The sequence below is a fragment of the Candidatus Pantoea gossypiicola genome, assembly GCF_008632075.1.
Taxonomy (GTDB): domain Bacteria; phylum Pseudomonadota; class Gammaproteobacteria; order Enterobacterales; family Enterobacteriaceae; genus Pantoea; species Pantoea gossypiicola.
Genome location: NZ_VWVM01000003.1, coordinates 148,781 through 172,444, shown reverse-complemented (window position 1 = coordinate 172,444; position 23,664 = coordinate 148,781). Strand labels below are relative to the sequence as shown.

At 55.7% G+C, this 23,664-nt stretch carries 24 protein-coding genes; 13 read left to right on the top strand and 11 right to left on the bottom strand.

From position 1 onward, the window contains the following. Positions 1-41: 41 nt before the first annotated feature. Positions 42-818, top strand: coding sequence for a transporter substrate-binding domain-containing protein (locus F3I20_RS05360; protein WP_150037114.1), 777 nt, complete (start codon positions 42-44; stop codon positions 816-818). Between the two features lie 36 nt (positions 819-854). On the opposite strand, the gene pepT is transcribed toward F3I20_RS05360, so the two are convergent. Beyond that, entirely contained in the window at positions 855-2,081 is a 1,227-nt protein-coding gene (gene pepT / locus F3I20_RS05355) for a peptidase T (protein WP_150037115.1), read from the bottom strand. A 127-nt stretch (positions 2,082-2,208) separates the two neighbouring features. On the opposite strand from pepT, the gene F3I20_RS05350 reads away from it, so the two are divergent. Continuing rightward, positions 2,209-3,804, top strand: coding sequence for an ABC transporter substrate-binding protein (locus F3I20_RS05350; protein WP_150037116.1), 1,596 nt, complete (start codon positions 2,209-2,211; stop codon positions 3,802-3,804). 240 nt (positions 3,805-4,044) lie between these two features. Here F3I20_RS05350 and F3I20_RS05345 read toward each other — a convergent pair whose 3' ends face one another. After that, positions 4,045-4,959, bottom strand: coding sequence for a LysR family transcriptional regulator (locus F3I20_RS05345; protein ID WP_150037117.1), 915 nt, complete (start codon positions 4,957-4,959; stop codon positions 4,045-4,047). A gap of 140 nt (positions 4,960-5,099) precedes the next feature. On the opposite strand from F3I20_RS05345, the gene F3I20_RS05340 reads away from it, so the two are divergent. Together F3I20_RS05340 and F3I20_RS05335 are read left to right on the top strand one after the other, a co-directional pair. Then, positions 5,100-6,521: a M20 family metallopeptidase gene (locus tag F3I20_RS05340; protein WP_150037118.1), complete on the top strand. Its 1,422-nt coding sequence runs from the start codon at positions 5,100-5,102 to the stop codon at positions 6,519-6,521. Continuing rightward, on the top strand, positions 6,518-7,786 hold the full coding sequence (locus tag F3I20_RS05335) for an MFS transporter (protein ID WP_150010178.1): 1,269 nt from the start codon (positions 6,518-6,520) through the stop codon (positions 7,784-7,786). The genes F3I20_RS05340 and F3I20_RS05335 overlap by 4 nt, the downstream gene beginning before the upstream one ends. Before the next feature lie 418 nt (positions 7,787-8,204). Here F3I20_RS05335 and aldA read toward each other — a convergent pair whose 3' ends face one another. Further along, positions 8,205-9,641 (bottom strand): aldehyde dehydrogenase, encoded by a 1,437-nt coding sequence (aldA, locus tag F3I20_RS05325; RefSeq protein ID WP_150037119.1) that lies wholly within the window; start codon positions 9,639-9,641, stop codon positions 8,205-8,207. A 196-nt stretch (positions 9,642-9,837) separates the two neighbouring features. Here aldA and F3I20_RS05320 point away from each other — a divergent pair, with 196 nt between their 5' ends. Further along, on the top strand, positions 9,838-10,104 hold the full coding sequence (locus tag F3I20_RS05320; protein WP_150037120.1) for a DksA/TraR family C4-type zinc finger protein: 267 nt from the start codon (positions 9,838-9,840) through the stop codon (positions 10,102-10,104). A 3-nt stretch (positions 10,105-10,107) separates the two neighbouring features. On the opposite strand, the gene F3I20_RS05315 is transcribed toward F3I20_RS05320, so the two are convergent. Both F3I20_RS05315 and F3I20_RS05310 read right to left on the bottom strand, forming a co-directional pair. Beyond that, positions 10,108-10,206, bottom strand: coding sequence for a YoaK family small membrane protein (locus tag F3I20_RS05315; protein WP_008925225.1), 99 nt, complete (start codon positions 10,204-10,206; stop codon positions 10,108-10,110). 43 nt (positions 10,207-10,249) lie between these two features. Further along, on the bottom strand, positions 10,250-10,573 hold the full coding sequence (locus tag F3I20_RS05310) for a hypothetical protein (RefSeq protein WP_013357928.1): 324 nt from the start codon (positions 10,571-10,573) through the stop codon (positions 10,250-10,252). Positions 10,574-10,931: 358 nt separating this feature from the next. Between F3I20_RS05310 and rhaT the strand changes: the two genes are divergently transcribed. Continuing rightward, positions 10,932-11,966, top strand: coding sequence for an L-rhamnose/proton symporter RhaT (gene rhaT, locus F3I20_RS05305; RefSeq protein ID WP_095707163.1), 1,035 nt, complete (start codon positions 10,932-10,934; stop codon positions 11,964-11,966). Positions 11,967-12,020: 54 nt separating this feature from the next. Here the strand turns inward: rhaT and rhaR are convergent, their stop codons facing one another. Both rhaR and rhaS read right to left on the bottom strand, forming a co-directional pair. Next, entirely contained in the window at positions 12,021-12,887 is an 867-nt protein-coding gene (gene rhaR, locus F3I20_RS05300) for an HTH-type transcriptional activator RhaR (RefSeq protein WP_150010173.1), read from the bottom strand. An 11-nt stretch (positions 12,888-12,898) separates the two neighbouring features. Next, positions 12,899-13,720, bottom strand: coding sequence for an HTH-type transcriptional activator RhaS (rhaS, locus tag F3I20_RS05295; RefSeq protein ID WP_150037121.1), 822 nt, complete (start codon positions 13,718-13,720; stop codon positions 12,899-12,901). Positions 13,721-14,011: 291 nt separating this feature from the next. Here rhaS and rhaB point away from each other — a divergent pair, with 291 nt between their 5' ends. From rhaB to rhaM, 4 genes are read left to right on the top strand one after another with little or no spacing between them, the layout of a single operon-like run. Beyond that, positions 14,012-15,484: a rhamnulokinase gene (rhaB, locus tag F3I20_RS05290; protein ID WP_150010170.1), complete on the top strand. Its 1,473-nt coding sequence runs from the start codon at positions 14,012-14,014 to the stop codon at positions 15,482-15,484. Continuing rightward, positions 15,477-16,733 (top strand): L-rhamnose isomerase, encoded by a 1,257-nt coding sequence (locus tag F3I20_RS05285; protein ID WP_150037122.1) that lies wholly within the window; start codon positions 15,477-15,479, stop codon positions 16,731-16,733. Before rhaB ends, F3I20_RS05285 begins: the two co-directional genes overlap by 8 nt. Positions 16,734-16,743: 10 nt before the next feature. Then, positions 16,744-17,586: a rhamnulose-1-phosphate aldolase gene (gene rhaD / locus F3I20_RS05280; protein WP_150010167.1), complete on the top strand. Its 843-nt coding sequence runs from the start codon at positions 16,744-16,746 to the stop codon at positions 17,584-17,586. After that, entirely contained in the window at positions 17,576-17,890 is a 315-nt protein-coding gene (rhaM, locus tag F3I20_RS05275) for an L-rhamnose mutarotase (RefSeq protein ID WP_150010165.1), read from the top strand. The genes rhaD and rhaM overlap by 11 nt, the downstream gene beginning before the upstream one ends. Positions 17,891-17,924: 34 nt before the next feature. Here rhaM and F3I20_RS05270 read toward each other — a convergent pair whose 3' ends face one another. Next, positions 17,925-18,575 (bottom strand): TetR/AcrR family transcriptional regulator, encoded by a 651-nt coding sequence (locus tag F3I20_RS05270; RefSeq protein ID WP_150037123.1) that lies wholly within the window; start codon positions 18,573-18,575, stop codon positions 17,925-17,927. A 308-nt stretch (positions 18,576-18,883) separates the two neighbouring features. On the opposite strand from F3I20_RS05270, the gene bhsA (F3I20_RS05265) reads away from it, so the two are divergent. Continuing rightward, on the top strand, positions 18,884-19,141 hold the full coding sequence (gene bhsA / locus F3I20_RS05265) for a multiple stress resistance protein BhsA (RefSeq protein ID WP_150010161.1): 258 nt from the start codon (positions 18,884-18,886) through the stop codon (positions 19,139-19,141). A 37-nt stretch (positions 19,142-19,178) separates the two neighbouring features. Further along, positions 19,179-19,436, top strand: coding sequence for a multiple stress resistance protein BhsA (gene bhsA / locus F3I20_RS05260; protein WP_090960886.1), 258 nt, complete (start codon positions 19,179-19,181; stop codon positions 19,434-19,436). Between the two features lie 75 nt (positions 19,437-19,511). Here bhsA (F3I20_RS05260) and F3I20_RS05255 read toward each other — a convergent pair whose 3' ends face one another. The 3 genes from F3I20_RS05255 to ynfM all read right to left on the bottom strand — a co-directional run bounded on the left by F3I20_RS05255 (position 19,512) and on the right by ynfM (position 22,663). Continuing rightward, positions 19,512-20,696 (bottom strand): sugar transporter, encoded by a 1,185-nt coding sequence (locus F3I20_RS05255; protein WP_150010159.1) that lies wholly within the window; start codon positions 20,694-20,696, stop codon positions 19,512-19,514. Positions 20,697-20,983: 287 nt separating this feature from the next. After that, positions 20,984-21,244, bottom strand: coding sequence for a hypothetical protein (locus tag F3I20_RS05250; RefSeq protein ID WP_033732735.1), 261 nt, complete (start codon positions 21,242-21,244; stop codon positions 20,984-20,986). Positions 21,245-21,412: 168 nt separating this feature from the next. Beyond that, positions 21,413-22,663: a multidrug efflux MFS transporter YnfM/SxtP(Kp) gene (gene ynfM / locus F3I20_RS05245; protein ID WP_150037124.1), complete on the bottom strand. Its 1,251-nt coding sequence runs from the start codon at positions 22,661-22,663 to the stop codon at positions 21,413-21,415. A gap of 95 nt (positions 22,664-22,758) precedes the next feature. On the opposite strand from ynfM, the gene F3I20_RS05240 reads away from it, so the two are divergent. Beyond that, complete coding sequence (locus F3I20_RS05240) at positions 22,759-23,652, top strand: LysR family transcriptional regulator (RefSeq protein ID WP_150010155.1); 894 nt, start codon at positions 22,759-22,761, stop codon at positions 23,650-23,652. Positions 23,653-23,664 lie beyond the last annotated feature (12 nt).

Below are 23,664 nucleotides of genomic sequence, written 5' to 3'. Positions count from 1 at the left end.
GTACGGGGAACAGGTAACCAGGACATTTCGGGGTAAACATAATGAAAAAACTGAACGCGCTTTTTCTCGCTCTGGGCATGATGACAACGATACAGGCATTGGCTCAGGATTTACGTTACGGCGTAGAGTCACAATATCCGCCGTTTGAAAGCCGCAATGCTAAGGGTGAGCTGGAGGGCTTTGATATTGAGCTGGGCAATGCCATCTGTAAGGCAGGCAACTTCAACTGCCACTGGGTCGAGAGCAGCTTTGATGCGCTGATCCCGGCACTGCAGGCGAAAAAGTTCGACGCCATAAACTCGGCGATGAACATCACCGAAGCGCGCGCCAGAAGCATCGCGTTTACGCAGCCAATCTACCGTATTCCGACCATGTTAGTGGCGAAAAACGGTGAAAATCTGGCTCCGACCGCCGAAGGTCTGAAAGGCAAAAATATCGGTGTGTTGCAGGGATCGATTCAGGAAACCTATGCGAAGAAGCACTGGGAGACACAGGGCGTGACGGTGACGTCGTATCAGGATCAGAACCAGGTATATAACGACATGGTTGCAGGCCGCCTTGATGGCACGCTGGTGATGTCCGCCGCTGGTCAGTCTGGCTTCCTCGATAAGCCTCAGGGCAAAGGGTTTGGTTTTGTGGGCAAGCCCGTCGAAGATGACGCGATTCTGGGTTCAGGCATCGGCTACGGCTTGCGTAAAGATGACGCGCCGCTGAAGCAGTCGCTGGACGCGGCAATCGCCAAAGTGCAGGGCGATGGCACCCTCAAAAAGCTGGCTGAAAAATACTTCCCGGGTATTGATGTCAGCGTGAAGCCATAATCGCAATCGGGCGCGTTCTGCGCCCGATTTTCCCGCTTAACCTGCCGCCAGATAACAGAGCTTTTCTGCCACCTGATAGGACTTCACAAACGACGGTATCGGCAGAAACTCGAAGCGTGAATGGAAGTTATGTGCGCCGGTAAAGAAGTTCGGCGTCAGTAACCCTTTGGCGGACAGCGCCGCGCCGTCCGTGCCGCCACGCATCGGAATCACTTTTGGCTCAATCTCAAGTGCGGCAAAGGCGCTAAAGATCAAATCTATTGCCCGGCGGTCCTCACCCAGTGCATTACTGATGTTGCTGTAGATATCGCTAATCGTAATGCTGACCTCGCCAGTCGGATAGCGCGCCGCAAGATCCGCTGCCGCCTGCTGCAACTGCTGCTTACGCGCGGCGAAGCTGGTCAGATCAAAATCACGGATTGAAGCCTTCAGCGTCGCCTTGCTGGCGTTGGCCTGAATCTCATTAAACCAGATGTAACCTTCGCGGCCTTCAGTGTGCTCCGGGGTCTGCTGACGATCAAACAGGCTGATGTAGTCATGTGCCATTAGCAGCGGATTGACCAGCACGCCTTTGCCCGACATCGGATGTGCCGGCACACCGGTAAACACAATCTCTGCCGCGGCACCATTAAAGTTCTCGTACACCACTTCGCCCAGTTCGCAGCAGTCGATAGTCCAGGCGAAATCGACATTGAATCGCGTGTCAAGATCCAGCGCTTTCGCCCCGCGCAGGCCAATCTCTTCGTCCGGCACAAAGGCTACCACGATATCGCCATGATCGCCTTTAAGGTTCGCCATCAGCGTCATCACCACGGTGACCGCCGCTTTATTGTCTGCGCCCAGCACGCTGGTGCCGTCGCTGAAGACCACCTGCTGACCGACGTAGGGCGCGATCTCCGGATGTTCATCACGGCGCAGCCAGATATCCTGCTCTGCATTCAGACAAAGGTCCTCGCCCTGCCAGGTGAGGATCTGCGGGTGGATGTCGGGCGACAAACCCACATCAACGGTATCGATATGCGTAATAAATCCAATGCGCGGCGCGCCAGGACGGTTGCCTCGTTTCACCGCGGTCACCGTGGCATGGTCATCAATCACTACCTCATCCAGTCCTAAGGCACGTAGCTCATCCGCCAGCAATTCCGCCATGGCGTGCTGGCTCGGCGTACTCGGTAGGGTCGTGGATTTGGGATCGCTCTGACTGCTGACGGCGAGGTAACGGAAAAAACGTTCGGTGAGTTGCGACTCAAGTTTGTCTGTCATCACTATTCCTTATTAGTCAGCCACAGGCGGGGTTCGCTATGGTGCCGAATCGTGCTATCAATGAAGCATCTGAATGATTCATTTAGATATTGTGATCACCGGAAGTCAATACAAAGCGAGGATGATAATGAAAATCAAGATAGCCACCTTAGCGCTTGTTACTGCGGGGATAGCGCTGGCTGGCAGCGTTAACGCCAAAACGCTGGTCTACTGTTCTGAGGGATCGCCAGAGAATTTTAACCCTCAGCTCTATACCTCGGGAACCAGTGTTGACGCCAGTGCGGTGCCGGTCTTTAACCGGCTGGTGGACTTCACGCCCGGCACCACCAATCTGGTGCCGAGCCTGGCGGAACGCTGGGAGATCAGCCCGGATGGCACCGTCTACACCTTCCATCTGCGCAAAAACGTGAAGTTCCAGAGTAACAAACAGTTCAGGCCCAGCCGCGACTTCAACGCCGATGATGTGATCTTCTCATTTATGCGCCAGATGGACCCGAAAAATCCCTACCACAATGTCTCTGGCGGCACCTATTCCAACTTCGAAAGCCTCGAGCTTTCCACGCTGATTAAAAGTATCGACCGGGTTGATGACCACACCGTGCGCTTCACGCTCGCCCATCCGGAAGCGCCGTTCCTTGCCGATCTCGCCTGGTATTTCGCGTCGATTCACTCAGCAGAATATGCCGACGCCATGCTGAAAGCGGGAACGCCGGAGAAGGTCGATATGAACCCGATCGGCACCGGCCCGTTTGAGCTGGTGCAGTACCAGAAAGATTCCCGCATCCTCTACAAAGCGTTCCCGGACTACTGGCAGGGCAAGGCGAAGCTGGATCGACTGGTGTTCAGCATCACGCCGGATGCCTCTGTGCGCTATGCCAAGCTGGAGAAGAACGAGTGTCAGGTGATGCCATTCCCGAATCCCGCCGATCTCGACAAGATGCGCGCCAACCCGGATATCACCCTCGAACAGAAGGCGGGTCTGAACACCGGCTTCCTGGCGTTTAACACCACTAAAGCGCCAACCGACAATGTCAAGGTGCGGCAGGCGCTGGCGATGGCGATTAACAAACCGGCGATCATCGAGGCGATATTTAAAGGCACCGGCACGGTCGCGAAAAATATCCTGCCGCCTGGCGTCTGGAGTGCTGACAAAGATCTGAAAGATTACGACTACGATCCAGAACAGGCCAAAGCGTTACTGCAACAGGCGGGCGTGAAACCCGGCACCGAAATTGCGCTCTGGGCGATGCCGGTTCAGCGGCCTTACAACCCGAATGCGCGCCGCATGGCGGAGATGATTCAGTCGGACTGGGCCAAAGTTGGCATCAAAGCCAGTATCGTCAGCTATGAGTGGGGAGAGTACCTGAAACGCGTTCGCAGCGGCGAGCATCAGGCGGCGCTGATGGGCTGGACCACCGCGACCGGCGATCCGGATAACTTCTTTGGCCCGCTCTACAGCTGCACCTCTGCTCAGGGCGGTTCCAACTCCTCAAAATGGTGCTATCAGCCGTTCGAGAAGTTAATCACCGAAGCCCGCGCCGAGCCGGATCAGGGCAAACGCACCGCGCTCTATCTGCAGGCGCAGCAAATAATGCATGACCAGATGCCTGCCGTGATGATTGCGCACTCCACCATCTTCGAGCCGGTGCGCAAATCGGTCAGCGGCTATCAGGTCGATCCGTTCGGCAAGCATATCTTCTATCAGGTGGATATTAAGCAGTAAGCGATTGCCATAACACCCAGAGGCCCACACCCGAGTGTGGTCTCTGCGTATGCACTAAAGTCAGGATAGACATGACAGTAATAAATAAGCTCAACGCGAAGAGAACACGACCCGAAGAGGAAAGCGTCCCACGGCAGGACGGCGTGGGCCGAGCATGCCATGGATGGCGGCTTTTGCGACTTTCCGATCGGGTCGTGTTCCCTTCGCCATCACGGTCTTATAGCAAATATTTGCAGACCCTTATCCCATCCTCACCTGCTGATCCATCTCCGTCAGTCGCAGCTGCAAAAACTCCAGAAACAGCGTCAGAGCCGCATTGCGCTGACGTCCCGACACCGTCTGGAGCTGCAACGTGCGCTGACTCAGTTGATCCACCCCCATCGATCGCAACACCAGATTTTGGGACTCGCGCTCAAACAAGAGGGTAAACGCGCTGCAGATGGTCACCGCCTGGGGCGTATGCAGCAAAAAGTGATAAAGCGTAGCGAAATAGTCGCAGGTCAATACCGGTTCAACCACGCAGTCATTCATCTGACAGGAGAGATCAAACAGCTGCCGCACGGTCGTGTGATGGCCTGGCAGCGCCAGCGGCCAGCGATGCAGATCGCCCAGTGTTACCTCACGTGACGCCAGCTGATGTGACTGATGCATCGCCAGTAAAACCGGGGCAGGCCATGAGCCGAGCACCTCAACGCTGCGCTCAGGTTGCAGACTGAACTGCAGCGCCAGATCGCATTCACCCGCTCTGACGCACGCCGCCACGCCTTGTGAGTGGGTCACGTTAATGGCAAACAGCGCGCCGGGATTCGCCAGCCGGAACTCTGCCAGCAGGCCGGGCAACAGACTGAACGCCATCCCATCCGTGCAGGCGATACGAATCAGGCTGCGGCGTACCGCTTTCAGGCCCTTAATCTCCGCCAGCGCATATTCCATATCGAGCTGACTTTTGCGCACGTGATGCGCAAAGATTTCTCCCGCCTCATTGAGCACCATACCGCGCGCATGCCGTTCAAACAACGGCACACCGATCTGCGCTTCCAGCCGCTGAATCTGACGGCTGATAGCGGACACCGCCACAAACAGTTTCTCACTGGCGGCGCTCAGCGAGCCGCTCTCAACGACCGCCAGGAAATAGCGTATCTCGCTGCTTAACATGGTCACTCCGACAAAATGCATCATAAAAGGGCAGCGAAACGTTGCTTTAAAAGCAAAGTTCACTCGATAAATTGATAATTGTGGCAAAGCGCGAAGTTTGTCAAAGATAAAGCACGATAAAAATAACGGACAGGGCAAACATGACAGAGCAACAGGCAGTTAACCAGGCGATGAACTATTTCGATAGCGGTGAGTTTCAGAAGCTGCTGGCACGGCGTGTCGCCTGCGTGACAGAAAGCCAGCACACCCATCGACGGACAGAGCTGGACCACTATCTGCAGCAGGAAATTGGCCCGCAGCTGGCGAAGATGGGGTTTACGCTGCACCCGTTTGAAAATCCGCAACCCGGCAGCCCGCCGTTTCTGATCGCTACCCGCATTGAAGATCCGCTAAAACCGACGCTGCTCTGCTATGGGCACGGCGATGTCGTGTTTGGTGACGATGAAAACTGGCGGGAAGGATTATCGCCATGGCAACTCACAGCTGAAGGCGACCGCCTGTATGGGCGCGGCAGCGCAGACAATAAGGGGCAACACTGCGTTAATCTCGCGGCACTGGAGCAGGTATGGCAGGCTCGGGGTGGCGCACTGGGCTTTAACTGCAAAATCCTGTTCGAAATGGGTGAAGAGATCAGTTCACCGGGGCTGGCTGAGATCTGCCAGCAACAGCAGGCGCTGTTAAAGGCCGATCTTTTTATCGCCTCGGATGGCCCACGTCTTAATGCGCTGCGGCCCACGCTGTTTCTGGGTTCGCGCGGTGCGGCGAACTTTCGTCTGACGATTCGGGCGCGTGATAACGCCTACCATTCCGGCAACTGGGGCGGATTGCTGAGCAATCCCGGTACCCAACTGGCCAGTGCGATCGCCTGTCTGGTGAATGCGCAGGGCGTATTACAGGTTACCGCGCTGAAACCGGACTCTCTGACCGACACCGTGCGCGCCATCCTCAGTGATATTGAGGTGGGCGGCATGCCGGGCGATCCCACACTTGCTGACGGCTGGGGCGAGCCTGGTCTCACACCTGCCGAGCGGCTCTACGGCTGGAACACGCTGGAGGTGCTGGCCTTTGAAACTGGCAATCCGGCACGACCCATGAACGCCATTCCGGGCAGCGCCACGGCGGTATGTCAGCTGCGTTTTGTGGTCGGCACCGACTGGGAAAATCTGGTTCAGCACGTAGAAAGTCACCTGCATCAGCACGGCTTCGATAACGTCAGCGTGGAGTTTCTGCGCGGTTCCCCGGCAACACGACTCGATCCGCAGGATCCGCTGGTGGACTGGGCACTGAATACGCTGGCCCACAGCAGCGGCAAAAAATCGGCGCTGTTGCCCAATCTCGGCGGTTCACTGCCCAATGAGGTCTTCGCCGATATCCTGGGCCTGCCGACGCTATGGGTGCCACATTCTTATCCCGCCTGCGGCCAGCACGGCGTCAACGAACATATGCTCTCCTCGATTGCACGGGAGGGTCTGGCGATCATGACCCGGCTGTTCTGGCAACTGGGAGACGAGGGTGAACAGCTGATGACGCGCCACCATCAGTGGCGGAGAGGTGAACAATGAGCAGCATTGCGCAAAGTGCCCTGCAGGTGAAACCGAGCCTGCACAAAACGTTGTTTGCCACCTGCATCGGTAACGCGCTGGAGTGGTTCGATATTGCAGTTTATGGCTTTTTTGCCAGCTACATCGCCCACGTTTTCTTTCCGGTCAGCGATCCCTCGGTGTCACTGCTGCTGACCTTCGGCAGCTTCGGTATCTCCTTCCTGATCCGCCCGCTGGGTGCCATTGTGCTCGGCAACTATGCCGACCGGCATGGCCGCAAAAAGGCGCTGCTGTTGTCGATAAACCTGATGATGCTGGGCGGGGCGATCATTACGTTTATGCCGGGTTACGCCACTATCGGTCTGGCGGCACCGCTGCTGATCATCCTGGCGCGTCTGATTCAGGGCTTCTCTGCAGGCGGTGAATTTGGCAGTTCGACCGCCTTTCTGGTGGAGCACTTTCCGGAGCGCAAAGCCTTTATCGCCAGCTGGCAGTTCGCCACCCAGGGGGCGAGCACGCTGATGGCATCGGGATTCGGGCTGGGGCTGACCCACTGGCTGAGCGAAAGTGAGATTCAGGCGTGGGGCTGGCGCATCCCGTTTGCTTTTGGCTTACTGATTGGGCCGCTGGGGATCTACATTCGCCGTCACGTGCAGGAACCCGCCAGCTTTGCGTCGCAGGAAAAGGAAGCCGCACCGCTGAAAACGCTGTTTGGGCGGCAGAAAGCGCTGATCGCGCTGGCAATTGGCGTGATGGTGATCTCGACCGCTGTAAACTACATGCTCAATTACATTCCGACCTACGCCACCAAAACGCTGCATCTGCCAGGCTCGGTCGCCTTCACCGCCACGCTGATAGCGGGGATTATCCTGACGGTGGTAACGCCGATCATGGGGTTGTGGGCGGAGCGGATTGGCCGGTTACCGCTGATGTGGGGATCGCTGCTGTTACTGGTGGTTACCATCTATCCCGCATTTAAATGGATGGTCGATCACACCACGCCGACAACGCTGATCCTGCTGGTGGCCTGGATGGCGCTGCTGAAGTCGATCTACTTCTCGACGGTGCCGTCGGTGATGGCCGATCTCTTCCCGGCGACTACCCGCGCCAGCGGGATGGCGATCAGTTACAACGTGGCCGTAACGGTATTTGGCGGGTTTGCGCCCCTGATTTGCAGCATGCTGATTGTCGCCACCGGCAGCAGTCTGGCACCAGGCTACTACCTGATGGCAGTGGCAGTGTTGAGCGGTATCGCACTGCTGCGTTGCAGTAAGCGGATGGCATAGCAAATCAGGAACGTTCATTAGCCTTTTCAGGCCGCTGACATAGCTAATCAGGCTCTGGCAGCAATAAAGAAGCTCAAAGTGAAGGGAACAGGGTCAGAAGAGGAAAGCGTCCCGCCTCAGGGACAAAAACGCCGGGAGCGTTTTTGAACAACGCAACGCGTTGGCCCGCAACGGGCGCACCTCAGGGATGAGGTGCGTACTAAAAACGCCGGGAGCGATTTTGAACAACGCAGAGCGTTGGCCCGGCAACGGGCGCACCTCAGGGATGAGGTGCGTCATTGCGCGGGCCGGGCATGCCATGGATGGCGGATTTTGCGGCTTTCCGATCTGACCCTGTTTCCTGCGCAGGCGCGATCTCAACCGCGAAACGAACCAGCCTGCGTTATCAATCTCAACGGGCCGTTTAACCGGCCTGCTTTTAACTGAACTGCAGATAGGCAACATGGGTCTGCAGATACTCCTCCAGACCATGTTTTCCATCGGCTCCGCCGACACCCGACTTACGCCATCCGGCGTGAAAGCCCTGCATCGCCTCAAAGTTCTCACGATTAACATAGGTTTCGCCAAACTTAAGTTTCCGCAGCGCAATCAGGGTGGTATTGAGATTCTGCGTATAAAGTGAGGAGGTCAGTCCATATTCGCAATCGTTGGCCAGCGCAATTGCCTCATCCAGCGTTCTGAACGTCATCACCGGCAGCACCGGGCCAAAAATCTCCTCCTGCATAATCGCCATCTCCTGACGCACATCGGTCAGCAGCGTGGGCTGGAAGAAAAAGCCTCGCTCTCCGGCACGCTTGCCGCCCAGTACCACTTTTGCACCTGCGGTAACGGCGTCTGCCACTTTCTGCTCGACCCGATCCCGTGCGGCGGCATTAATCAGCGGTCCCATATCGATATCACTGCGTTCGGCGGGATCGCCAAACGTTACCTGCTGAAACGCGGTAGTCAGTGCGCTGATAAAGCGATCGTAAATGCCTTCCTGCACATAGACGCGCTCCACGCAGTTACAGACCTGGCCGCTGTTGATCACGCGTGAGCTGATAATGGATCGCACCGCCAGATCCAGGTCGGCATCTTCCATCACGATGGCGGGCGCTTTGCCGCCCAGTTCCAGCGACACTTTGGTTACATTTTTAGCCGCGGCTTCCATGGTGGCGATACCTGCGCCGACGCTGCCCGTCAGGCTTACCAGCCCGACCTTAGGGTTGGCCGCCAGTTCCTGTCCCACTTCCGGTCCCAGACCATAGACAATGTTAATGACGCCAGCCGGCAGACCCAGCGTCTGGATAATGTCGGCAAACAGTGCGGCATTATTCGGCGTCAGCTCGCTGGGTTTAATCACAATCGTGTTGCCGGTGATCAGGGCTGGCGCCGCTTTGCGGGCGATCAGGAAAAAGGGAAAGTTCCACGGTAAAATCCCGGTGGTGACGCCAATCGCTTTTTTAAACAGGAAGATGTTTTCATTAGGGCGGTCGCTGTTGATGATCTCGCCTTCGTAACGGCGCGCCCACTCCGCCATGTAATCGAGGTAGTCGGCGGTAAACAGCACTTCCGTCTTCGCCAGACCCTGGGTTTTACCGCCTTCCGCCACGATGGTTGCCGTCAATTCAGGCTCGCGGTTGCGGATGGCGCTGGCGATTTTGTGCAGCCAGACGCCGCGCTCTGCCGCAGGCAGCGCTTCCCACGCCGGCTGAGCGGCTTCGGCGGCACTGATGGCAAGGCTGGCATCCTGACGGGTGCCCTGGGGTATGCGTGACAGCAACGCTTCAGTGGCCGGATTAATGACGTCAATCCACTCGTCACCCTGATGGGCGACAAACTCGCCATTAATGTAATGTTGATGATGTGTTGTCATTCGCTTGGCTCTCCGCTATCGATACGTTGCAGTAATGTGATAGCAGGGTGAAACAGATCGCTAAACGTGACCTTTAGCTTATTGCCAGCCTGCGCGTCCGCCTGGCAGCCAATCACAGATATCGGTGAGTTCTGCAGCAAAAACGTCAATCTGTTGTAGATTTAAAGGAGTGAAATCGTGAAAAAGGGGTTAAATCATGGCAAGCGGATGGGCGGCAGAAGGCGCAGTACAGGAACAGATTGATAGCACCGTTAACGACGGGATTGAGCGGGTCAGACAATCGCTCGGGCAGGGTGAAAGCGCCACCGAATGTGAACTCTGCGGCGAACCGATTCCTGAAGCGCGCCGTCAGGCACTCAAAGGGGTGCATTACTGCGTGGCGTGTCAGGAAAACATCGACAAACAGCAGCAGACCAGCAGCTTATATAACCGTCGGGGCAGTAAAGATAGTCAGCTGCGCTAACGCTCAGGAGCCTGGCATCGCCAGGCCGCTGCCAATAAACCACGCCAGAAAGCCCACACCTGCCACGATGATGGCAATCGGAAACAGAATTCCAATTCTCATATTCAACCTGCTGCAAACAGCGATTTCAGGGAGCGCGATCTTATCATGAGATCTGGAGGACTGCGCGGTGGGTTTTCAGCAGGGTGAAAAGCTGGAATTGCGTTGCCTCGTTCTCCTCACGCAGCACCTCGCCTTTTTTATAAATAATATGGTGCACATGGCCGAGTTGACGCCAGACCACAATCGCCGAGGCGATCAGGGCGCAATGTTGCTCCGCCTGCACACACTCAATGGTGGCATAGTGCGTTTCATCCAGACCATTCACAAACACCTTTATCGCATCTGCAGGTAATATCGCCCGGAGATCATCCAGCATCACCCGGCTGACTGACTGCGAAAGAAACAGTGTTAACCACTTCGTTGTCATCCCAATCCCTGATCCCATCAATTTGCCCCAGTTTATACGACCTTGTCTGCGGTAAAGAAGGCTTCTTTGTCCTTTTGCCACCATACCCGTTTAAATGGCAGTCAGTTTAAAAGTGTGCTGTGCCACACAGCAAAACGATAAAAAAGTCAGAATAATAAGCCACTTACCTTATTTATTTTCCGGTTGTCTGACAACGGTGAAATTGTGATCCCTGACGTTAATAATGGGTAAATATTGCCACTTCGCTGCGGCCTCCGGCATTTATCCAAAGGCTGAGGAATTCCTGCAAAACGTAGACTGCCTGCTGAACGGAAGCTGACAGGTTTCCGACAGGCCTCAACCTAACCGGGGAATAACAATGAACAGCGCCATTATTGCAGGTATCTTCTGGCATTTTGTCGGTGCTGCCAGCGCCGCTTGTTTTTACGCGCCTTTTAAACAGGTGAAAAGATGGTCATGGGAAACCATGTGGTCAATTGGTGGCCTGATGTCGTGGCTGATCCTGCCGTGGGCGGTGAGTGCCATTTTACTGCCAGACTTCAGGGCTTATTACAGCAGTTTTACGCTGTCGCAACTGACGCCGGTTTTTCTGTTTGGTGCGATGTGGGGTATTGGCAATATTAACTACGGCCTTACCATGCGATACCTTGGCATGTCGATGGGGATCGGTATCGCGATTGGCATTACCCTCGTGGTCGGCACGCTAATGACACCACTTTTGCAGGGGCGTTTTGGCGAACTGTTTGCTTCGGCAGGGGGCCGGTTAACTCTGCTGGGCGTGCTGGTGGCACTCATTGGCGTTGGGATTGTGACACGTGCCGGATTATTAAAGGAGCGGGCGCTGGGGATAAATGCCGAAGAGTTTAATCTCAGAAAAGGACTGCTGCTGGCGGTGATGTGCGGCATTTTCTCAGCCGGCATGTCCTTTGCGATGGACGCGGCGAAACCGATGCATCAGGCCGCCGCTAATCTGGGCATCGATCCGCTCTATGTGGCTTTACCCAGCTACGTCATCATCATGGGCGGCGGGGCACTGGTGAATCTGGCCTTCTGTTTCTGGCGGCTGGCCACCCGGCCTGAGCTGTCGGTACGTAAAGACTTCTCTGTCGGGAAGTCGCTGCTGATTGCCAATACTGCTTTTGCGGTGCTCGGCGGCACCATGTGGTATCTGCAGTTCTTCTTTTACGCCTGGGGCCATGCCAGAATCCCGGCGCAGTATGACTATGTGAGCTGGATGCTGCACATGAGCCTTTACGTCCTGTGTGGTGGGCTGGTAGGCCTGCTGATGAAAGAGTGGAAGTCAGCAGGACGTCGCCCGGTGAGCGTGTTATCGATCGGCTGTGTGGTGATCATCATTGCCGCCAATATCGTTGGTCTGGGTATGGCGGCCTGATCGCAAATACTGCTGTTGTCTTTATACATAACGGGCCTGCATAGCAGGCCTCTATTATTCAGACTCGGCACGCTTCAGCGCCTGCCGTGGGGCAATAAATCGCTGACGCCAGGCGCTGGGTGTTAAACCGGTATCACGGGTGAAAACCACCGAGAAATAGTTACTGTCATCAAAGCCGCAGCGGGCGGCGACCTCACTAATCAGGCAATCCTGGGTGCGCAGCAGATATTTTGCCTGGCAGAGCTGCAACTGACGCAGGTAATGACCAATGGTCATCCCGGTCTGCTGACGAAAAAGCTGCCGCAGCGCCCGTTCGCTGAGCTGATTCTGATGACAAAACGCCGCCAGATCGAAGGGACGGGCAAGCGCACCCTGTAAGGCTGACATTAGCAGATCGAGCTGTTCACCCTCCGGCAATGCCCAGGGACGATCGGCGGCATAGCCATGGCGGCGCAGAATCAATGCCAGCTGTAAAAACAGTGCCTCAGAGAGCTGCACTGACAGCGGATCGCTTTTGCGGCTTTCACGCTCCAGCTGGCTGATAACACCACGGGCCAGTGACATGCCGCGCGTGGTCAGACGCCAGCAGCCGGGCGTGTCCGGTCCCTGTTGTGGCAGCAGCTGATTCCAGTCAAGGCTAAGGCCAAAGCGGTCACGGCAGTAGAGGATATTATCCAGCACCAGATTGTTGACGCTATCGTAGCTATGGCAGTCACTGTCGCGGATATAAAAAACGTCGCCGCAGGTTATCAGCCAGGGACGATCGTTGAGGACATGCAGGCCGTTACCGCGCCAGACAATCACGATTTCACTGAACTCGTGTTGATGGAGCGGAAAGGAGGGTTGGGGCATCCTTTCGGCAACCGCCACCGGTAAACTGGTAGCGGGAAAATAGTCATCCCGACTGAGTATCAATGCCATACTTTGCTCCTTTACAACATCTGCTGGCGCTCCGCTCGCGGTGCGCAGCCAAATTCGCGCCTGAACAGGGTTGAGAAATGGTTACTGTCACCAAATCCACACTGGAAGGCGATATCGGTAATTCGCATATCACTGTGACGCAGCAGATGACGAGCCTGTAACAGACGCAAACGGTTCAGATAACGCTGCGGCGTACTGCCGGTTTGCTGCTTCATCTGCCGATGCAGGGTTCGCAGCGAAAGGGAAAAACGATCAGCCAGCTCCTCCCAGACAATCTCGTCACTGTAATGGTCGCCGAGCCAGTCGAGCAGGCGGTGCAATCGTGCTTCCTGATCCTGACTCTGCCCGTCAATACAGGCTTCCCGCAGCAACACCAGCAACTGCAAAAAGAGCTGTTCCTGGTGCGCCTGTTTTTCCAGCGACCAGGTATCATCCTGCTGCATCTTCGCTGTCACACTCAGCGCCTGCGCCATCACTTTGTGATTGATACGCCAGTGAGAGGTGTATTGCCCGTCCTGATCGCAGGGCAACAAAGCCTGCAGCCCGGAGAGAAAGCGAAACGCGCCGGGACTGCGATAAAGCACATTAGTCAGGCAAAGATTGTCGGTCTGCTCATAGAGATGACGATCGTGATCGCGCACAAAGCAGACACAACCTGCACACAGCGTCTGCGGCTGACCATTAAACACATGAATGCCTGAGCCTTGCTCTACCAGTACAATCTCATGAAAATCATGATGATGTTCCGGAAAAGCTGTCTGCGGTATGCGGGGTTCTATCGCTATCGCATAATCGCCTTTGGGAAAAAAATCTGCACTGTGCAAGATGGTCATCGTCGTCTCTCGCTGCTTAACAAAACCGTAACGCAGTCTAATCAGGACGTGGTTACCTTACCTTGAATTTTCAGCTGGACTGAGCAGGAATCATGCTGATTTTTCAAGAAATCCCCGGCAGTTAACAGTTTTGCGGCAGGGGTCACATCACCTTTGCTGCCATCTCTGTGATCTCCCTCACGAAGTTCTTTGCTCATCTGCCAGCCACTTACGCCTGTTGGCATTCTCGGGAAGGTGACGACCTGGCAAGATTTTTACTCTGTGACCACTTAATCACAGGAAAAAGTCGCCATGACCAGGAGAAACATTGTTGCTATCGATCTCGGTGCATCCAGCGGGCGGGTCATGCTCGCCAGCTGGGATGCCGCGCAGCGCCAGCTGGCACTGCGGGAGGTCCGGCGCTTTGAAAATAAGCGCCAGCGTTGTGCCGGTTATGACTGCTGGGATCTGGCTATGCTGGAGCGGGAGATACGCGCCGGGCTGGCTCAGTTAGATGATGAAGGCATTGTCCCTGACAGTATTGGCATCGACACCTGGGGTGTTGATATGGTGCTGCTGGATGCAGAGGGTGAGCAGGTGGGTGAGGCGGTCAGCTATCGTGATGCGCGCACGCACGGCCTGATGGAGCAGGCGCAGCATGAGCTGAGCCGCAGCGCCATTTATGCCCGGACCGGCATTCAGTTTCTGCCGTTCAATACACTCTATCAGATGCGCGCTCTTCATCATCAGCAGCCCGACTGGCAGGCCCGCGTAGCGCATGCGCTGATGATACCTGACTACCTGCATTATCGCCTGACCGGTAATCTCAACTGGGAATATACCAACGCGACCACCACGCAAATGCTCAATATTCACAGCGGTGAGTGGGATCGCGATTTACTCGCCTGGGCGGGCGTAGACGCGCGGTGGTTCGGTCAGCCGCAGGCACCAGGCAATACCGTCGGTCACTGGATCAATCGCGCGGGCACGGCGGTTCCGGTGATCGCCGTCGCCACTCACGACACTGCCAGCGCGGTTCTGGCGACGCCGCTGATACAGGACGACGCCGCCTATCTCAGTTCGGGTACCTGGTCGCTGATGGGCTTCGAAAGTCTGCAGCCCTATGCCTGCGATACGGCCCTGCGCGCCAACATCACCAACGAAGGCGGCGCTGAGGGGTATCGCGTACTGAAAAACATCATGGGGCTATGGCTGTTGCAGCGTATCTGCAGCGAACTGCAGATTGACGATCTCAGCATGCTGATTGAAGAGACAGCCCGTCAGCCCGCCTGTGTTTCACTCATTAGTCCCAATGATGCTCGCTTCATCAATCCAGACAGCATGGTTAATGAGATTCAGAACGCCTGCGCTGAGCAGGGCATGCCAGTGCCCCAATCTGCCGCTGCGCTGGCTCGCTGCATATTTGACAGCCTGGCGCTGCTCTACCGTGAAGTAATCCAGGAGCTGGCTCAGTTGCGCGGCAAGCCTTTCAGCCAGTTGCACGTGGTGGGGGGCGGCAGTCAGAACCGCTTTCTTAACCAGCTCTGCGCCGATGCCTGCCAGATCCCGGTACTGTCAGGCCCGGTTGAAGCCTCCACACTGGGTAACGTGGGTTGCCAGCTGATTGCCCTGGGCGAACTGACCGATGTGGCTGATTTCCGCTGCAGCGTCATTAACAACTTCCCACTCGAAAAATTCGAACCGCAAACAAACAGCGTCTTCAGTGCCAGTCAGGCAAGCTTCGCGACGCTGAGTCAACCCGCTAAGGAACCCGCTTATGACTAAGCAGATTGAACAGGCTTTTGAACTGGCTAAACAACGCTACGCTGATAATGGGGTTGATGTTGAACAAGCCATCCGCCAGCTGGACCGCATTCCGGTCTCCATGCACTGCTGGCAGGGTGATGATGTCCGGGGATTCGAAAACCCGCAGGGCGCACTGACCGGCGGCATTCAGGCGACCGGCAACTACCCGGGACGGGCACGGAATGCCAGTGAACTACGCAGTGATATCGACAAGGCTATGTCGCTGATTCCTGGGGCGAAACGTCTGAACCTGCACGCTATCTACCTTGAAAGCGACAAGCCGGTGGACAGGGATGCCATTGAACCTGCCCATTTCGCCAACTGGGTCGCCTGGGCCAAAGAGAATAAGCTGGGCCTCGATTTTAACCCAAGCTGCTTCTCGCATCCCAAAAGCGCTGATGGCTTTACGCTATCGCACAGTGATAAAACCATCCGTCAGTTCTGGATCGACCACTGCAAAGCGAGTCGCCGCATCTCTGCCTCATTTGGTGAGCAGCTTGGCACCCCCTCAGTGATGAATATCTGGGTGCCGGACGGTATGAAAGATATCACCGTGGATCGGCTGGCCCCGCGTGAGCGCCTGATGAGTGCGCTGGATGAAATTATCTCAGAAAAAATCAATCCGCAGCATCATATCGATGCGGTTGAGAGCAAGCTGTTTGGCATAGGCGCTGAGAGCTACACCGTAGGCTCTAACGAGTTTTATCTCGGCTATGCCGCCAGTCGCCAGACGGCGCTGTGTCTGGATGCAGGGCATTTCCATCCAACCGAAGTGATCTCCGACAAAATTTCCGCCGCCATGCTCTATGTGCCGCACCTGCTGCTGCACGTCAGCCGTCCGGTGCGCTGGGACAGCGACCATGTTGTGCTGCTGGATGATGAAACCCAGGCTATCGCCAGTGAGATCGTCCGTCATCAGTTGTTTGACAAAGTGCATATCGGCCTCGACTTCTTCGACGCCTCAATTAACCGGATTGCCGCCTGGGTTATCGGCACCCGTAACACTAAAAAAGCGCTGCTGCGTGCCTTACTGGAGCCAACCGACCGCTTACGCCAGGCCGAGAACAGTGGCGATTACACCGCACGGCTTACCCTGCTGGAAGAGCAAAAATCACTGCCATGGCAGGCGGTCTGGGAAGCGTGGTGCCTGCGCCAGGACGTCCCGGCTGATGCCAGCTGGTTAGGCGATGTCCGTCATTATGAACAACAGATCTTGAGCCAACGTTAAGGATTTCACTATGCAAAACATTCTTTCTTCCGGGTTTGTTAAGGGAATGGTCAAAGCGACCAGTGACATGTGGCTGAAGGGCTGGGACGAACGTAACGGCGGTAACGTCAGCCTCCGTCTGCTGGAGGAGGAGGTTAAACCCTTTGCCGCCGACTTCTATAAGGAACCGCGCTGCATTGAGCTGACACAGCCTGCACCTGCGCTGGCGAACGACTGGTTTCTGGTGACCGGGTCAGGAAAATTCATGCGTAACGTCCAGCTTGATCCGGCGGATTGTCTGGCGCTGTTGCAGGTCGATGGCAAGGGACTTTCCTATAAAATTCACTGGGGCCTGTCGAATGGCGGTTTGCCGACCTCTGAGCTGGCATCACACTTTCAGTCTCATGCGGTACGTAAAGCCGTCAGTAAAGGCGCAGATCGGGTGATTATGCACTGCCATGCGACCAACTTTATGGCTCTGAGCTACGTGGTTGAGATGGACTCTGCCCGCTTTACCCGTTTGCTGTGGGAAGGCAGTACCGAATGTCTGGTGGTCTTCCCGGATGGCGTGGGTGTGCTGCCATGGATGGTTCCTGGCACCGATGAAATCGGCACAGCGACTGCGGGACAGATGCAGTCTCATACGCTGGTGATGTGGCCATTCCACGGTGTCTTTGGCACAGGCCCGACACTCGATGAAACCTTTGGTCTGATTGATACGGCGGAAAAATCGTCAGAAGTGATCGTCAAAGTGCTGTCGATGGGCGGTATTCGCCAGAGCATCACCACCGAACAGCTGATCGCGCTGGGTGAGCGCTTTGGTGTCAAGCCGTGGCAACCGGCGCTGGATGTGGGCCCAGCCAATGCTGCGTAAAGCTTTTGTGATGCAGGTGAATGCCGACTGTCATGCTGAGTATGAACGTCGTCACTCCCCAATCTGGCCTGAACTGGCTGAGACGCTGAAGGCACACGGCGCGCACAACTATGCCATCTGGCTGGACGCAGAGCGGAATCTGCTGTTCGGCAGCGTTGAGATTGAATCTGAAGCACGCTGGGAAGCGGTGGCAAAAACCGAGGTGTGTCAGCGCTGGTGGGCGTCAATGAAAGATCTCATGCCGTCTAATGCAGATAACAGTCCTGTCAGTCAGCCGTTAAAACCGGTGTTTTTCCTGAGCTAGATGACGAAAAGGGCGGCAATGCCGCCCTGTTTTTCTAACCCCTGTCCTGACACAAGCCGGTCAGCGTTGGCCACATCGCCATCAGCGTATCAATAATACCCTCAAGATCGTCACGCTCTGCGCCTTCGCGCGCGCGCACCGACATGCCCTGAAGCATACAACCCAGATAACGAGACAGCGCCGGAATATTTACTGCCGCACTCAGTTCACCACGCTGCTGGCGCACCAGCAGAAAATCACTCAGCACATGCTCCTGCGACTGATGCTGCTGTTGCAGCATGGTGGCAATCTCTGCCGAAGCTGCCGACAGGGCAGTTGAGGTGCAGATAAAGAAACATCCGCCGGGAGAGTCGCGTTCGGTAAAACAGGCCGCAGTAGAGCGGAAATAGGCTTCAATGGCCCGATCCACCGATAACTGATCATCGCCTAATGCTGCTTCACGCCATGCGCTGAACTTCTCTACATAACGCTCCATCGCTGCGCGAAACAATCCCTCTTTATTCACAAACTCAGCGTAGAGGGTTGGCGCTTTTGCGCCAGTTGCGGCGACCAGATCGGCCAGAGATGTTCCCTCGTAACCGTGTGTCCAGAACAGGGTCAGAGCTTTATCGAGCGCAGCTTCGCGATCGAACACTTTGGGTCGGCCGCGGCATTTTTTTACATCGCAATCCTGAACCTGACTCATACACCCTCACAGACAGTAAAACACCCTATTAAATTACCGATCATTATAAAAATGTGCAAGGCCCACTGGAAAGGTCAGCCGCAAGCGTTGTCATTTTGTGCGCCAGCGCATTTTTACCGTCCCTATGGTTAAGTCATAAAAGGGGCTGAAGCCCATAATCACGCCACTTCGCGAATAAAATAACGCTCATTAAATAAATATTGACGACGAACCAGATCGCGGTCTATCATTTATTTAACGGTCGTTAACTAAATCGCGACAACCCAATTCAGACACACCAAATTCAAATACTGAACAGAGAGAATATTATGAAAACCATCAAAACCACCCTGGCAGCACTGGCACTCACTACCCTGGCTTTTGGCGCATCTGCCGCTGATCTCGTCACCAGTGAACCGGTTAATCAGCAGCCCGTTGGCACCATCTCAGTACAAGGCGGCACCAACCTGAGTTCTGTTGAATCACAGCTGAGTGCCAAAGCGGATGAAGCCGGTGCGAAATCATTCCGCATCACTTCAACCAGCGGTCAGAACAAACTGCACGGCACGGCTGTGATCTATCAGTAACAGGTTGTTCATCAGATAATGTGAGAAGGGGTTCGTTATGAAACGTATCAATATGATGGTGGCGGCGGCGGTGCTAAGTGGCCTCTCCTTTGCCAGCGTGGCGGCCCAACAGGTGAGCAGCACCCCGTTGGATCAGCAAAAAATCGGTGTCATCAGCGCAACGGGCAGTACGAATCTGACCTCGCTGGAGCAGCAATTGTCAGAGAAGGCCAGCGATGTCGGCGCAAAGTCTTTCCGCATCACTTCGACCTCTGGCAGCAACAACCTGCATGGCACAGCCGTTCTTTATAAGTAACAGTCGCTATAAATAATAAACAGGCTTCAGATAAACCCACTTATCTGAAGCCTTTTTTACTGAGTACAGCGCGGATTATCCGTTACTGCGTAACTGAGGATAGCGTCGGAAAATATAAACACACCACAGCAACGCCACCAGACCAATCATCCCGCCGACATTCCCCACTTCAGCCATGCTCAGATGGAGACTGACCTGGTTACCCAGCAGCGCGCCCGCGCCAATACCAATATTGTAGATGCCAGACATCAGCGACATTGCGACATCCGTGGCATCCGGTGCCAGCGAGAGTACCCGCACCTGCATACCCAGCCCGATCATCATCATCGCCACTCCCCAGACAACACACAGCGTGGATATAGCGGCAGGGCGAACGGCGGCAAAAATCAGCAGGCCCATGCAAAGGGTGATCAGCGCAATGGCGGCAATCAGCAGGGCGGAAGGAAATTTGTTACCCAGCGTACTGAAGAGCAGGCTGCCGACAATGCCTGCTGAACCAAACAGCAGCAGCAGCAGGGTTGTGAAATTGCCGCTGGCGTGGGCAACGGTCTGCATAAATGGCTCAATATAGCTGTAGGCGGTGTAATGCGCGGTCACCACCAGCGTCACCAGCAGGTACATGCTGACCAGCGCCGGACGGCGAAACAGCATCGGCACACTGCTCAGCGAGCCGGTATGCTCACTTGGCAGGCGCGGCAGAATACGCACCAGCATGATCATCAGCACCAGGGCCGACAGACCAATCGCGCCGAAAGTGGTGCGCCAGCCAAGATACTGACCCACCACGCGGCCAATCGGCACGCCCAGCACCATCGCCAGTGCGGTACCGGTCGCCAGCATACTCAGCGCCTGGGTTTTCTTACCCGCCGGGGCAACACGAATCGCCAGCGAGGCTGTGATCGACCAGAACACCGCATGAGACAGGGCGATGCCGACGCGCGACACCATCAGCGACCGAAAATCCCAGGCGACGGTTGACAGCACGTGGCTGACGATAAATATCAGGAACAGCACGCCCAGCAGCAGCCGTCGCTCAATATTGCGGGTCAGCAGCATCAGCGGCAGTGAAAGCAGCGCGACGACCCAGGCGTAGAGGGTCAGCATGATCCCGACATCAGCCGTCTGCATTGAAAAGTCAGCAGCGATATCAGATAACAGGCCAACCGGCACGAACTCGGTGGTATTGAAAACAAATGCGGCGATGGCCAGCAATACTACGCGTAGCCAGGCAGTTTTACGTGAAACAGTTGTTGGTTGCATGAGGAGTCAAGTCAGTCAGTACAGCGAAATCGGATGTGGCAGAAACATCCAGTGAAAGTGACCTGCGTCACAAATTACTGACCATTGTAGTGAATAAAGCGGGAAGCGAAACCTTATAAATGTCTTTTATTGCTGATTTTTTATTATCTCCCCGTCATAGAGCGATAGTCTGAGGTTATTAAGAGCGAATGAGGTGCAGTCATCATTCAGAGCAGGGAGTTTCCCTCAGGCAGGATGTGATGGGACAGCACAGCGGGAAGCGTTTCAGCTACGGGCTGTCCGGTCGATTAACGCGAAGGCGGAGTATGTTTCAGGGCCACACTGAGCTGACTGGCCTGCGGGTCGCTGTGATTAAGCGGACAGCAGTTTTCGCAGCCGATAGCGCCCGCATAATATTTTTTGGCCTGAAGGATAGCGGCATTCACATGATAAAAACTGCCCAGAAACAATCGGTTATCCATGTCGGGGAGATGGGGGCAGCCCGCGGCATGAACAACATGATTATCGTTATATCCCGATTGTTTATTAACGTAGTAGTAGAGAGCCACAGGCGTTCCTTGTTGCCGTGTTAAAAGGCAAAGCAGATGAATTATTACAATAAAAAGGATTATAGCGGGAAAAGCACGTTTTGTTTGTTATGGATTTGAAGGGTGTGTTCAGTGTGTCAAGCTGCCAGGCCCGCAGGAGAGGTCGGGGCCTGGCTCGGAAGTAAACTGTCAGAGTCTTTTACTATGCAGACCCCAGGCAACCAGCAGGGCCAGGATCAGCAGGACGCTGATAAACAGCGTGATTCCGCTCCAGCCAAAATTATGCCAGAACAGACCGCCCAGCGTGCCCGCCACGCTGGAACCCACGTAGTAGCTGAACAGATAGAGCGACGATGCCTGGCCACGCGCCCGGCGTGCACGGGGACCAATCCAGCCGCTGGCGACCGCGTGAGCGGCAAAAAAACCGGCGGTGAACAACATCATTCCAGGCAGAATCAGCCAGAGTGAGTTAAAGGCAGTGACCAGCAAACCCAGCAGCATGATGGCTGTTGCGCCCAGCATCACCGGCCCGCGTCCCAGGCGACTGGTTAGTGCACCCGCTTTAGGTGAACTCCATGATCCGGTGAGATAGACCACTGACAACAGACCCACCACGGCCTGACTGAGATGCCAGGGGGCATCCAGTAAACGGTAGCCAATATAGTTAAACAGGGTGACAAAGGCACCCATCAGCAGAAAGCCTTCGGCAAACAGCCAGGGCAGGCCCGGATCGCGCCAGTGCAGCCGGAAGTTAATCAGCAGATTACGCGGACGAAGCGTGATGGGGCGGAAATGACGCGATGCAGGCAGAATCTTCCAGAACATCAGTGCTGAGGCCAGCGAAAAACAGCCAATCACCGCCACGGCGATACGCCAGGAGAAGAGGTCGGTCAGGACACCGCTTAACAGACGCCCGCTCATCCCGCCAATGGAGTTACCGCTAATGTACAATCCCATTGAAAAGGCGACGACCCGTGCATCCATCTCCTCGCTAAGATAGGTCATACCGACCGCCGCAACACCGCTGAGCGACAGTCCCATCAGCGCCCGCATAATCAGAATGCCGTGCCAGCTGGTCATGGTGGCGGAGATCAGCGTACAGATGGCCGCAAGCATCAGAGCAGTCACCATCACCGATTTTCGCCCGATGGCATCAGAGAGCGGCCCGGTCATCAGCAGGCCCAGCGCCATCAGGCCGGTAGAAATAGAGAGCGAAAGGCTGCTGGTCGCCGGAGAAACACCAAACTGCTGTGACAGCACCGGCAGAATCGGCTGCACACAGTAGAGCAGGGCAAATGTCGCCAGCCCCGCAGAGAAAAGCGCCAGCGTGACGCGCATAAAGGCGGGTGTTCCCCGCCGGATATAACCTGCCGCGGCAACGGACTCCTGCGGTTCAGTCACCGCTTTCTCATCCACTGTTGCCTGTATTGAGCGACTCACACATCTTCCTCTCAGTCAGAATACCTGTCGTCAGCTTAGGAAAGCGGCATTATGCTGTCTAATATATTAATAATCTCAAATAAGACGTTTAAAATATGAATATTGAACTGCGTCATCTGCGCTACTTCATTGCGGTGGCGGAAGAGCTCCATTTCGGGCGGGCAGCCCAGCGTTTGAATATTTCCCAGCCGCCGCTGAGTCAGCAGATTATTCAGCTGGAAGCGGAGACCGGCGCAAGACTTTTCAATCGCACTAACCGCAGCGTGGAGCTTACCGCTGCCGGAGAGCAACTGCTGAGTGATGCCCGCACCATACTGTTGCAGGTTGAGCAGGCCGCCGATCGTGCTGCCCGGCTGCACCGTGGTGAAGAGGGAGAGCTACGTATCGGCTTTACCTCGTCGGCACCCTTCACCGCTGTGGTTTCTGATGCACTCTTCCGGTTCCGTCAGCGCTGGCCACAGGTGCATATTCAGATGCAGGAGATTAATACCCGCCAGCAGCTGGTCCCGTTACATGACGGACGGCTCGATCTCGGCGTGATGCGCAACACGCCGCTGCCCGCCGACCTGCGTCATCAGCTGCTGCTGAGCGAGCCGCTCTATGCTGTGGTGCACAAGGCACATCCGCTGGCTGAGGCTGAAAAGATCTCTGTGACGGCGCTGGCGGCTGAACCCTTTGTCTTTTTCGATCCTCAGGGCGGAACCGCGCTCTATAGCGACATTCTGGCGCTGCTGCACCGCTATCACATCAAGCCGTACATCACCCAGGAAGTCGGCGAGGCGATGACCATCCTGGGGCTGGTGGCAACCGGTTTAGGCGTTTCCATTCTGCCCGCCTCTTTTCGCCGGGCGCGGCTGGCCGATCTTGTCTGGCTGCCGTTAACGGAAGAGGATGCGATTTCAGAACTCTGGCTGGTCTGGTCAGCGGGACGCGAAATAAATGCGCAGATGGAGAATATGATGACGTTGCTGCGGGAAAACCGTGTCTGAAGCGAGCGCAAC